The sequence below is a fragment of the Hungatella hathewayi WAL-18680 genome, assembly GCF_000235505.1.
GTDB lineage: Bacteria > Bacillota > Clostridia > Lachnospirales > Lachnospiraceae > Hungatella_A > Hungatella_A hathewayi_A.
The window spans coordinates 774,636-786,976 of sequence record NZ_JH379027.1 but is presented as its reverse complement, the minus strand read 5'-3'; the positions used below and the strand labels follow the sequence as shown (position 1 = coordinate 786,976).

At 36.0% G+C, this 12,341-nt stretch carries 11 protein-coding genes and 1 pseudogene; 8 read left to right on the top strand and 4 right to left on the bottom strand.

The window, feature by feature from the left end; all coding sequences use genetic code 11:
- Positions 1 to 15: 15 nt before the first annotated feature.
- From HMPREF9473_RS03595 to HMPREF9473_RS03560, 8 genes are read left to right on the top strand one after another with little or no spacing between them, the layout of a single operon-like run.
- Entirely contained in the window at positions 16 to 1,161 is a 1,146-nt protein-coding gene (locus HMPREF9473_RS03595) for a LegC family aminotransferase (RefSeq protein ID WP_006778699.1), read from the top strand.
- On the top strand, positions 1,161 to 2,201 hold the full coding sequence (locus HMPREF9473_RS03590; protein WP_006778698.1) for a sugar phosphate nucleotidyltransferase: 1,041 nt from the start codon (positions 1,161 to 1,163) through the stop codon (positions 2,199 to 2,201). The genes HMPREF9473_RS03595 and HMPREF9473_RS03590 overlap by 1 nt, the downstream gene beginning before the upstream one ends.
- Before the next feature lie 28 nt (positions 2,202 to 2,229).
- The gene (neuB, locus tag HMPREF9473_RS03585; RefSeq protein WP_006778697.1) at positions 2,230 to 3,234 is read left to right on the top strand and encodes an N-acetylneuraminate synthase; all 1,005 of its coding nucleotides are present in this window, start codon (positions 2,230 to 2,232) and stop codon (positions 3,232 to 3,234) included.
- Positions 3,235 to 3,250: 16 nt separating this feature from the next.
- Positions 3,251 to 4,273, top strand: a complete 1,023-nt coding sequence (locus HMPREF9473_RS03580) for a lipid II:glycine glycyltransferase FemX (RefSeq protein WP_006778696.1) — start codon at positions 3,251 to 3,253, stop codon at positions 4,271 to 4,273.
- Positions 4,274 to 4,290: 17 nt separating this feature from the next.
- Positions 4,291 to 5,346, top strand: a complete 1,056-nt coding sequence (locus tag HMPREF9473_RS03575) for a DegT/DnrJ/EryC1/StrS family aminotransferase (protein ID WP_006778695.1) — start codon at positions 4,291 to 4,293, stop codon at positions 5,344 to 5,346.
- A gap of 6 nt (positions 5,347 to 5,352) precedes the next feature.
- Positions 5,353 to 6,522: a UDP-N-acetylglucosamine 2-epimerase gene (gene neuC, locus HMPREF9473_RS03570; protein ID WP_006778694.1), complete on the top strand. Its 1,170-nt coding sequence runs from the start codon at positions 5,353 to 5,355 to the stop codon at positions 6,520 to 6,522.
- Positions 6,519 to 7,214, top strand: coding sequence for a cytidylyltransferase domain-containing protein (locus tag HMPREF9473_RS03565; protein WP_006778693.1), 696 nt, complete (start codon positions 6,519 to 6,521; stop codon positions 7,212 to 7,214). Before neuC ends, HMPREF9473_RS03565 begins: the two co-directional genes overlap by 4 nt.
- Positions 7,215 to 7,226: 12 nt before the next feature.
- Positions 7,227 to 8,495: a hypothetical protein gene (locus HMPREF9473_RS03560; RefSeq protein ID WP_034857899.1), complete on the top strand. Its 1,269-nt coding sequence runs from the start codon at positions 7,227 to 7,229 to the stop codon at positions 8,493 to 8,495.
- Between the two features lie 54 nt (positions 8,496 to 8,549).
- Here HMPREF9473_RS03560 and tnpC read toward each other — a convergent pair.
- The 4 genes and pseudogenes from tnpC to HMPREF9473_RS03540 all read right to left on the bottom strand — a co-directional run bounded on the left by tnpC (position 8,550) and on the right by HMPREF9473_RS03540 (position 12,340).
- Positions 8,550 to 10,242: pseudogene (gene tnpC, locus HMPREF9473_RS03555) on the bottom strand (IS66 family transposase).
- A 166-nt stretch (positions 10,243 to 10,408) separates the two neighbouring features.
- The gene (gene tnpB, locus HMPREF9473_RS28685) at positions 10,409 to 10,591 is read right to left on the bottom strand and encodes an IS66 family insertion sequence element accessory protein TnpB (RefSeq protein ID WP_080568773.1); all 183 of its coding nucleotides are present in this window, start codon (positions 10,589 to 10,591) and stop codon (positions 10,409 to 10,411) included.
- A 277-nt stretch (positions 10,592 to 10,868) separates the two neighbouring features.
- Positions 10,869 to 11,069, bottom strand: coding sequence for an IS66 family insertion sequence element accessory protein TnpA (tnpA, locus tag HMPREF9473_RS28680; RefSeq protein WP_434059287.1), 201 nt, complete (start codon positions 11,067 to 11,069; stop codon positions 10,869 to 10,871).
- A 296-nt stretch (positions 11,070 to 11,365) separates the two neighbouring features.
- Entirely contained in the window at positions 11,366 to 12,340 is a 975-nt protein-coding gene (locus HMPREF9473_RS03540; protein ID WP_006778689.1) for an SDR family oxidoreductase, read from the bottom strand.
- Position 12,341: the final 1 nt, after the last annotated feature.

Genomic DNA, 12,341 nt, shown 5'->3' with positions numbered 1-12,341 from the left:
AATGGGAGAATGCATATGAATAAGAAAATAATACCATTATCTGTCCCCAACTTGAAGGGGAAAGAATTAGAATATGTGACCGAAGCCGTAAAAACTGAATGGGTTTCAACAGCAGGTCCCTATATTACGGACTTTGAAAAAGCTATCATCAATTATGTAAACGTTGAAGCTGCCGCGGCATGTCAAAGTGGGACGTCAGGTCTTCATCTTTCCTTGATGGCATTAGGAATACAAGGTGGAGAAGAAGTTATAGTTCCGACATTAACTTTTATTGCAGCAGTTAATCCGGTAAAGTATTTGGGTGCTGAACCAGTTTTTATGGATTGTGATGATACGTTGACCCTGGACCCAATAAAACTCCAAAAATTTTGTGAGGAAGAATGTGAGGTACATGAAGAAAGGCTGATCCATAAATCTACACATAAGAGGATAACGGCGATTATTGTGGTTCATGTATTTGGAAATCTGGCTGATATGGTATCAATTATGGAAATCGCTCACAAATATCACCTTAAGGTGCTTGAGGATGCAACCGAGTCATTAGGTAGCTTTTACGTATCAGGAAAATATGCAGGGAAATATGCAGGAACTATTGGCGATATGGGCGTATACTCCTTTAATGGTAACAAAATTATAACAACTGGCGGCGGTGGAATGATTGTTTCCAATGAAAAATCTTTGGTAGAGCGCAGTCGCTTTCTCTCTACTCAGGCAAAGGCGGATAAGATTTATTTTGTTCATGAAGAAATTGGATATAACTACCGAATGACTAATCTGCAAGCAGCTTTGGGATTGGCCCAATTAGAGCAATTGGAGGAATTCATAAAAATAAAAAAAGCGAATTATGATCTGTATCAGAAAGATGGTATAAATTTGCTTCCATTTCGTTCAGATATTAGAAGTAATTATTGGTTTTATAGTCATCTAACAGAAAATAGAGATGGACTAATTCAATATCTGAATGAGCACAATATACAAAGCCGTCCAATTTGGCAATTGATTCATACATTAAAACCTTATCAGAATAGTCTAAAATATAAAATTGAAAAAGCATTATGGTATTATGACCGGGTAGTGAATATTCCTTGCAGTAGTAATTTACAAAGTAAAGAAGTTGATCAAATTTCTGAGCTGATAAAAAAATATGAAGAGGATATATAATGCAGATAACAGATTTTATAATTGATCCCAATTCTTCCGTTATAGATGCTATGAAGCAGATTGATCAAAATGCCAATGGTATTGTATATATATGCTCCAACATGAAGTTAATTGGTGTATTAACCGATGGTGATATCAGAAGATATATTTTGAAAAATGGTGATTTGAAATGCCCTGTTTCAGAGATTGGCAACAAAGATCCCAAGTATTTAACTCTTGAAGAAGAAAATAAAGCTAATACTATAATGCGAAAATATAAGATTCGTTCCATACCAATTTTAAATACATCTTCAGAGATAGTGAAACTATGTTTTTTGGAAGATTCGGCAGAGAAAAACAAACCTCAGCTAAAAGTACCTGTTGCAATTATGGCTGGTGGAAAGGGGACGAGACTTTATCCTTACACTCAAATTTTGCCTAAACCGCTGATACCTATTGGCGAGAAGACGATTACAGAGCATATTATGGATCACTTTTTGGCCTATGGATGTACTCATTTTGATATGATTGTAAATTATAAGAAGAACTTTATAAAATCATATTTTTTAGACAATGAAATAACCAGGGACATATCGTTTATAGATGAAAAAGAATTCATGGGAACCGGTGGGGGATTAAAACTTCTTGAAGGAAGATATAGCTCCACTTTTTTTATGACTAATTGCGATATTCTTGTGGAAGAAGATTATGGGGAAATACTGAATTTTCATAGAGACAATAAAAATTTGGTAACTATGATATGCGCTGTAAAACAAACAACAATCCCTTATGGAACAGTAGATGTGTCTGAATGTGGACAGGTATTACGGCTCAATGAGAAGCCGGAACTATCCTTTATCACTAATACAGGGTTCTATATTCTTGAACCCGATTTTTTAAGAAAAATTCCATCTAATACTTTTATTCATATAACTGATCTTATCCAAAAATGTGTTGACCAAGGTGAGCGTGTAGGGGTTTACCCAATTGCAGAAGAACATTGGTTAGACATGGGCCAACTGGAGGAATTGGAGCGAATGAAAGCACATCTAAATGTATAACATTTATAAAATTAACTGGAGGCGTATAATGGGAGTTTATATTATTGCAGAAGCCGGTGTTAATCACAATGGAAATATTGAATTGGCCAAGCGTCTTATCGATATGGCAAAAGAGGCAGGCGCCGATGCTATCAAGTTCCAGACCTTTAAAGCGGAAGAATCAACAAGTGCTAGTGCAGCTAAAGCTGCATACCAAATGGCCAATGATCCTATTCATGAGTCGCAGTTTGATATGATAAAAAAATTAGAATTACCTTTTGAAGCATTTGATATTTTAAAAGAATATTGTGTAAAAAAAGAAATTGATTTTATTTCTACTCCAGATGGTGTAGAGAGCTTAAAGTGCCTTATAGATTTAAATGTACCGTTGCTTAAGATTGGATCAACCGAAGTGACCAATTACCCTTTTCTGCATGAAATAGGATGTACGGGAAAAGCAATTATCTTATCTACGGGTATGAGTAGACTTGGCGAAGTTGAAAAAGCTTTGGATGTAATTCGGGAAACTGGAAATGATAAAATTACATTAATGCACTGTACAACTGATTACCCAACCGCAATAGAAGATGTGAATCTAAAAGCAATGATAACGTTAAAAAATGCATTTCATGTTCCTGTTGGATATTCTGATCATACGTTAGGATTTGAGGCTGCAATTGCAGCTGTTACGATGGGAGCCATATGCATTGAAAAACATATTACTTTGGATCGGGACTTAAAAGGCCCCGACCATAAAGCATCAATGGGGCCGAACGAGTTTGCTGAATATGTTTCCCATATTCGAAATACAGTTCTCCTGTTAGGCGATGGAGAGAAGAAACCAACTCCTCATGAAAAAGAAATTATGATACAGGTTCGACGAAGCATATTGGCAAAGGAAGATTTAAAAAAAGGAACTGTTTTAAGTAAAGAAATGTTTTGCTATAAAAGGCCTGGAAATGGAATTGCCCCAGAATATGCAGATATTTTAAACGGACGAGTATTAAAATGCGATGTAAACAAGGATAATATGATTCTTTGGGAGTATGTATAATTTGGAGGTAATCGTAATGATTATAACAGCAGATAATCCAAAATGGGATGAATACATCCAAAAATTACCTTTGGATAATCAAGATATTTATTTTACAAGCCAGTACTATTTGCTGGAAGAAAAAGAAGGTCATGGATTGCCTCAATTGTTTGTATTTACAGATGATACAGATAATCTTGGAATTTACCCATTTTTGAAAAGACCGATTAATTCTCATCAAATTAATGGTCACTACTATGATATTGAAACTGCTTATGGTTATGGCGGACCATTAGTAAAAAATAAAGATGCAGATTTCATAGAAAAGTTTGAGAGTGCATTTTTGCAATATTGTCAAGATGAAAATATTATAGCAGAGTTTGTACGATTTCATCCACTTATTAAGAATGAAACTATTTTTAAGAAAAGAATTCAAGTGTTGCATAACAGAAAAACGGTGTGGCTTGATTTGACACCTAATATAGAGACAATATGGATGTACCAAATTTCTACCCAGAACCGCAACATAATTCGAAAATGTCAAAAAAATAATTTATCTATACAAATCAATAGCGACTATGAAGAATTCATAAAAATGTATGAAGAAACAATGGATAAGGTTGGGGCCGACTCGTTTTACTTTTTTGGAAAAGAATATTATGATTTTATCAGGAATAATTGCAACTGCACCTTGCTAAGCGTAACTGATGGTAAAGAAACCATAGCTGCTGCAATATTTATGGGATATGGTAATTATTTTCACTATCATCTATCTGGAAGTAAAAAAGATGCTTTAAGATTGTCTCCTAATAATCTTTTGCTTTGGGAAGCAATTCAATATGCTCAAAAACACGGATATAAAAAAATGCATTTTGGCGGAGGGTTATCTGATTCAACAGAAGATAATCTTTTTAAATTTAAGAGTCGATTTTCAAAGAATTATGCCGATTTTTATATTGGAAAGCGTATACATAATCAAGAAGTCTATAAAATTTTAATTGATAATTGGGAAGCCAAGCATGGAGAAAGAGCACAATTATTCTTGCAGTATAGAGTTTAAAAGGGTAGGTTCAAAAAATGGAATTGGGAAGCGAATTTGAAGTAGATATTTCTAGTCTAAAAAAGATTGAGGATTCTATATTTGAATATTTAAAAGATTTTAATTGTGTATATCTTGATAGCGGGCGAAGTGCAACTAGATTTATTAACCATAATTTAAAACTCCGGAAAATATTATTGCCTTCATATATCTGTGAAAGCGTGATTAGTATTTATAAAAGCGAATTCCAAGTGGAGTTTTATCAAGTGACAAAAGATTTTCAGATAGACCTGGCTGATTTAAATAACAAAATTAATCAGTCAGTAGATGCTATATATTTAATGCATTATTTTGGACAAGTACAAAACTCTAACGTTTTACGCCTTTTAGATGATAAAAGAAAAAAATACGGATTCATAATTATTGAAGATACAACTCATAGTATTTTTACAAACAAACATACCATTGGCGATTATTGTGTGTGCAGCCTAAGAAAATGGTTCCCTATACCAGATGGTGGTGTAGCTTATTCAAAAAATATTCTAAAGAAGCAAACATTGAAAAGCGAATTAATTCCTATTAAATTTGAAGCAATGATAATGAAAAATCTGTATTTACATAAGAAACTTTCTTGTAAATCTTTGTATAGGCAAATATTTCACCAAGCAGAACAAAAACTTGATGAGCAGACTGAAATTCATTCAATATCTAAAATATCTGAAATTTTATTATTAAGTTATTCTATCAATGACTTAAAGGAACATCGCAAAAAAAACTTAAGTTATGTAAAATCGCAAATTAGTAAAATTCCCTTAATACCTGTTTTTAAAGAAACTAGTCAAGATTTTACTCCTCTTACTTTTCCTATATTTGTTGATAATAGGGACAGTTTCAAAAAGTTTCTTATTGATAATAAAATATATTGTGCGGTTCACTGGCCATTAGAAGATATACGCCTAAAAAGGAATCCGACGTCACTAGAAATATCAAATAAAATTATTTCAATTCCAATTGATCAGCGCTATGGGAAGGAAGATATGGATTACTTAGTGAACTTAATTAAAAAATATTATGCACAAGAGGGAGCGAAATAAGATACGATGAAAAAAATATGCGTTGTTACCGCAACAAGAGCAGAATATGGTTTGTTGCGTAATACACTGGACTCTATTAACAAAGATCCGGAATTAGAGCTTTGTTTAATTGTCACCGGAAGTCACTTGTCCAATAGATATGGCCTTACTGTTCAGGAAGTATTAGATGACCAATTTCCGATTACCGAACAAATTCCTATCCTGGCTGATCAGAATAGTGAGGATGGTCTTATCCAGACCCTAAGTGTGGCGACCGTAAAGTTTGGAAGCATGTTTGAAAGAGAAAAACCTGATATGCTGGTAGTTTTAGGTGACAGATATGAATTACTTGCTATTTGTCAATGCGCTCTTATTTATGGAATACCGATTTGCCATATTTCAGGTGGAGAAATAACAGAGGGGGCCGTGGATGATATTATTCGAAATGTAGTAACAAAAATGAGTGTTTTACATTTTCCAGGGTGTGAGGAATATCGAAAACGTATTATTCAAATGGGGGAAGATCCACAAAGGGTATTTAATTATGGTGATGTTGGTGTTGAAAACATTACAAAAATGGAATATTTAACATTTGAAGAATTGGAAAATGATTTAGGGGTAACTTTATGTAAGCCTTTGGCCAGTGTTACATTCCATCCTGTCACAATAGTGAAGGGATTGGCAGAAAAACAAATTATGGAGTTATTAAAAGCACTAGACCAGTTTCCTGATATAAATTTTATCATTACTAAAGCAAATGCCGATATTGGAGGAGAAATAATTAATTCGCTAATTGACGAATTTGTTGAGACACATCCCAATTGTAAAGCATTTTTTTCGTTGGGCATTAAACGTTATTTAAGTATGCTGAAATATAGTCAAATGGTTATTGGCAATTCATCCAGCGGAATTGTTGAAGCTCCATGTTTCGGAATCCCAACTATTAATATAGGTGACAGACAAAGAGGCCGACTTCAGGCAGACAGTATAATTAACTGCGACGTAGACTCCAGTTTAATTGTAGAGGCAATAAAACTGGCACGTACATCTGAATTTCAAAGGAAAGCCCATAATACAATCAATCCATATGGAAATGGAAATACATCTGAAATGATTGTAAAAGAAATAAAAACCTACTTAACCCAAAACAGCGGTATTAAGAAACGCTTCTATGATATAAAAGAGGACATCGTATGAAAAACATCGCAATTATTCCAGCAAGGAGTGGTTCAAAAGGGCTGCCAGATAAGAACATACTCCCCTTAGCTCATAAACCAATGCTCGCATATACTATTGAAGCAGCTATAAAATCTAATATATTTGATTATGTAATGGTATCAACTGATTCGGAACAATATGCAGGAATAGCCCAAATGTATGGGGCTGATGTACCTTTTTTAAGATCGGACCAGACTGCTTCAGATAAGGCATCATCATGGGATGTTGTTAGAGAAGTATTGGAGAAATTAAAAGTGGCCGGGAAAACATTTGATGTAGTAACTCTTTTGCAACCAACATCGCCGTTAAGAGACGCTGATGATATAAAAGGTGCAATGAAATTATTTATTCAGCAAAAAGCTAAAACAGTTGTTAGTGTTCGCGAAACAGATCACCCACTGGAATGGTCATTTCTAATTGATAAAAATAACTCTATGGAAGATTTTGCCAGATCTGCTTATAGAAATATGAGAAGGCAGGATTTACCTAAGCGCTATATTGAAAATGGGGCTATATATATTACCCAAGTTGAAAAACTAATGGCCCCTCAGAGTGACATTTATCTTGATGGCTGCTATGCGTATATTATGGAAAAAAATCACTCTTATGATATTGATGATAAATTTGATTTTGAATTAGTAGAGTGGGTATTAGGAAGGATTACAAATTAATTGAAAAGAAGAATGTCAATTAAATGGTTATACAATCTCCGCATTCTTATTTGTGTAATATTCTGCTGCATCATTCTCAGTGTTTTGGGATACGCCATTCCGGTCACTTCTGAAATGATGGAACATATGAATTATTCTTCAAAATATCTATTAACAGAAGGGGATTACCATTCAATCAATATTGTTTATGAAACCAAATTAGATAATTTTACGGATTCTCTTATTCTATGTACTGCTGCTTATGGTGGAAAAGAAACGCTCTTACAAAAAGTTTTTGGTAATTACAGATATTATACGGAAAGAGATACTTTAACAGAACAAGCGTACTCTGTTTATGTAGACGAAGCCGAGGATAAAAGCATCATATCATATGTTAGATATTGGCATGGTTATGTTCCGTTTATTAAAATAGCTTTACACTTTTTTGAGTATTTACAAATTCGTAAATTAAATTTAGTGCTTCAAATATTGTTATTTATAATTATTATTCTATTGCTCATTAAGAGAAAACTAACCAATTATATAGTACCTTATATTGTATACTGGCTGATGCTAAATCCAGTAGCGCTTGGTTTATCATTGCAATTTTCACCAGTATATTATGTCACATCGGGTGCCACAATAGGACTTCTTTTGCGGCCTCAATATAGAAAACCAATGAATTTGGTCCTCTACTTTGCAGTAATTGGAATTGTAACAAATTGGTTAGATTTATTGACATATCCTATTGTTACATTAGGAATTCCTCTAGCCGTTTATATGTTATTACATACTGAGAAAAAATTTAAAGATAGACTTACCCAATGCCTAATAGCCTCTATTGCATGGGGGATGGGCTGGGGCGGTATGTGGTCTTTAAAGTGGATTTTATCATCACTTGTATTACACCAAAATGTGTTTAAAGAAGCTATGCAACAAGCACAATTCAGGGCATCTACCTCATTTAATGGAGTGACTTGGAAACGTAGTGATATATTACTGGTAAATCTTAGACAACTAAATAAACCCTTCATCATAATTACTTTTATGCTATCGTTACTATATAGTGGGATATCTTGGTGGAAAAGAAGGACATACATAATAAAAGGGAATTTCGAAACTGTAATCTTATTAATCATTATTTCATTAATGCCAATAGCTTGGTACATGATATTATCTAATCACTCTTTCATTCATAATTTTTTTACTTATCGTAGTTTGGGTGTTACAGTTTTTTGTTGGAGTTGTCTTCTTATACCGGATTCCGTGAACTTCAGTTTCCCCATAAAAAGGAAAAAATAATATGATAAGATGCTATCGAAATAGAAATATAACTGGTTATTTGGGGGTAAGCGCTTAAATTTTAGGTATGATAGAAAAAATCCCCGGCCACATATCAGTAGCCGGAGCACCTTGACAAATCACATATGATTGATTTGATTCGTTTGCACGACGTTCAATCTCCACTTTGATGGTCTCGTTCCACGGTGCCAGAAGTTCTAATTCATCATCACTCATCCTATCATCAGGTAGTTTTTCAAGCAGATAGGTAAGATAGTAATAGACGTTTACTCCATTGGCTTTTGCCATTTCTACCATTGTATACATAATGGCGCTGGCCTGGGCTCGGTTTGGTGTGTCGCAGAACAGCCAATTTTTACGGCCAACTGTAAACGGATGGATCGCATTATCACTGAGATTATTAGAAAAACTGCAACGTCCATCTTCTAGATAGGTGGCAAGATAAGAACAGCGGTTCTGAATGCAGGTGACAGCTTTGTCCATTCTGCTCCCACGGGTAGGGTCCTGCTGATCAAGCCACGACAAAAAGCCTTCTACTACCGGCTTTTCTTTTTCAAGACGAGCCTTTTTGATAGCATCGAAGGATGAATACTTTGACTTGATCACATCTTCCATATGGAAAAGCTGGTTAATATACAGCATTCCCTGTACGGATGGCTGGGTATAATCCAGAGCCTTTCCTTTTGGGATGGCATCAGTCAGATATCTTCTGATGTGTGCCCAGCAGGCTGTGCGCTTTGCATCCGGAACTTTATTGTATCCGCTGTAGCCATTACACATCAGATAGCCCTTGAAGCCGTGGAGGAAATCTACGGCATTGTCCCCTGCCCGGGTCTACGAGTATTTATAGAGGATAATAGGCGGTCCTCCGTCTTCGCTGCTGCGGAACAGCCACATATATAATTTTGTCTGTGCACGGCGTTCCGGTTCATGCAGAACCTGCAGAGGCGTTTCATCTGCCATTGCGAATCCCCGTTCCAGAAGCTTTCTGTGGAAGTATTCATACATGGGAAGAAAAAATGCCTCAGAATTGCCATAGTAGCTCTGGTGATTGCCACACTATACTGTTTCCAGTCTTTTTCCTGGCGGTAGTACGGAAGGCCATTACAAAACTTCTGGTACATTACCCAGGCAACCGTACCGGCAGAAGCCATTCCATAGAGCATATGGGCCCTGCCATCTTTGCCTTTTTTGATAACTGAAAGATCACTAAGGCTGCACTGCGGACACTCATAGTTTTTACCGTAGTATTCATATACTTTCAGTTTTGCCGGGACAAAAACTAGTTCCCGGCGGACAAACTCCTCCCCGATCTCTTTCAGTGGAGTACCACACACGGGACAGAGTTTGTCTTCCTCAGACAGGTCTAGATACTTTTTTTCAACTGGAACACCTTTAAAACGCCCAGCATCTGTAACTCTTGCTTTTCGTTTTTTTCCTGTTTTTTCCGGAAGAAGTGCTTCAAGATCTTCCGCTTTTGCAGCTTTTGGATCCTGTTCCAATTCAGCCTCATTGAAAAAGTTCAGCTGGCCTGGAATGCCGAGTGTTCTTTTTTCGCTGGAAGTGTCAAACAGTTTTTTACGGAGAAGGTCTATTTCCTCTTTCAGGTTATCCCGTTCCTGGGTGAGAGCCTCTTCTCGTTTATTGGCAGCATCGACAGTTGCCTGAAGTGTTTTATCATTTTTTGGAGATCATTGATCATGTCCTTCAGCTCACGGAGCTGGATATCTTTGGAACTGTCTGCCACTGCTTTTTCCTCCTGTTTCTGATATTTCTATTATACCAGAAAACAGGGGATCTTCCCAAAAAAACAGCAGATTTATAGGGATTGAAAGTGCTGAAAAACAAGTTTTATGTGTATCTTTTTCATGTAGTCTTAATCGCCTTTGGTTGCTCAATATCGATGCCTGACATCAGCCAGTCGAATCCCGCCATGTAAGATTACGGGTTTCGGATTTATTCCTTGGCCATCTGTAAGCTTCCTGGGCAGTCAGTCTTTTGTAGATCATAACCATCCCGTCCGGTTCTTTAAAAATGGCTTTGATCCGGTCACATTTGCGACCGCAGAAAAGAAAGAGGGCATGGTCAATCTCCATCGAAAACTGTTCCTAGATAATCGCACATAATCCATTAATGGACATGTGCATATCTGTTCTTCCGCAGACGATATAGATTGCATCAACACTTGAGATATCCGCTAGCATAATGACTCCTTCAGCGTATCCATGAGTATCTTCAGAAGCACCGGTTTGATTTCGTTACTCATTCGTATCAGAAATCTGTCTGCTTCGATTTCAATCGTATGTGAATTCTCAAGGTGCAAAGAACTGCTTCCATTATCTGAAATCCGTTCTGCCGGAGAAGACTCCGGTTCTATAGCAATCTGAACCACATCCTGTTTATGGGATATAAGATCAAGAGTGCTGGCTTTTCCAACTGGATCCGGTATCTGACAGGCTTTTTTACGGAGAGACGGGTAACTGCATTGTAAAAACAGCTGGGAGATATCCCGTGTTCATTACACCATGCAGCATCTGTCAGGCCACTTTGCCTGCATTCAGTTACCAAATCCATCCATTCTTCCGGAGAGCGCCCTGGATCACGTTTGTAACTCATAATAAAACCTCCAAATGTATCGAATTTCTTTCTCCTATCAGGCGGAGTGTAGTAAAAATCTATTTACTATCATTATGAGTTCAAAAACGTAGACAGTAAAGCTACCCAAGATTTAAGCGCTTACTGTATAACCAATTGGTCCAGGAATTTGTCTACCTCACTCAAATATATGGAAAATCACCATGTCATTGATATATATAGTACTATTCTAAGGAAATTTACGGGCTTTATCAATCCTCCCCACTCTCTGATTTTTATAAGAAAGTTGTATACCATTCAATTGCGGCATTAATTCCTTTTTCAAAATCCCATTCAGGTGTATAGTTCAACAGTTTTTGGGCTTTTGAAATATCTGCATTACTATGTTTTATATCGCCTGCTCTGTCAGGTCCGTACAGCGGTTCAATATTTTTATTCAAAGCCTTTGACAATATGTAATAAATATCTATTAAATATTCTCTTCCTCCATAGGCTATATTATAAGCCTCACCGGCACAATCTGCTGGTGCTAAACAGGCTTTTAGGTTTGCTTCTATAACATTATCAATATAAGTAAAATCACGACTTTGTTTTCCATCACCATTTATAGTAGGTTGTTTATTATCAAGAAGCAGTTTAATAAATTTGGGGATTACAGCCGCATAAGCTCCATTAGGATCCTGTCTTCGTCCAAACACATTAAAATATCTTAAACCATATGTGTCAAGGTTATATAGCTTTTTATACAATCTCCCATATTCCTCGTCTACACGTTTTGTTAAGGCATATGGTGATAATACATTTCCTTCTTGTCCCTCTTTTTTGGGGAGTGTAGGGTGGTCACCATATACAGAGGAACTTGATGCATAAACAAATTTGCTAACCTTACAGTGCCGGGCTGCTTCCATCATATTTAGCGTGCCACCAATATTTACTTTTTCATAGTATAACGGCATCTCTATACTTCGAGGAACACTTCCCCAAGCAGCCTGATGTAATACATAATTTGCACCAGCACAGGCTGTCAAGCATGTATCATAATCAGTAATGTCACCTTTTGTAAAAGTATAGTTTGGATGTTCTAAAAATAAATCTACATTAGCTTGTTTACCTGTTGATAAATTATCTAAGCAACGAACACGATATCCCATGTCTAATATTGCTTCACATAAATTAGATCCAATAAATCCTGCACCTCCAGTCACTAAAAAAACTGAATCCTGTGGGAATTTCAAATCTTTATAACCCATT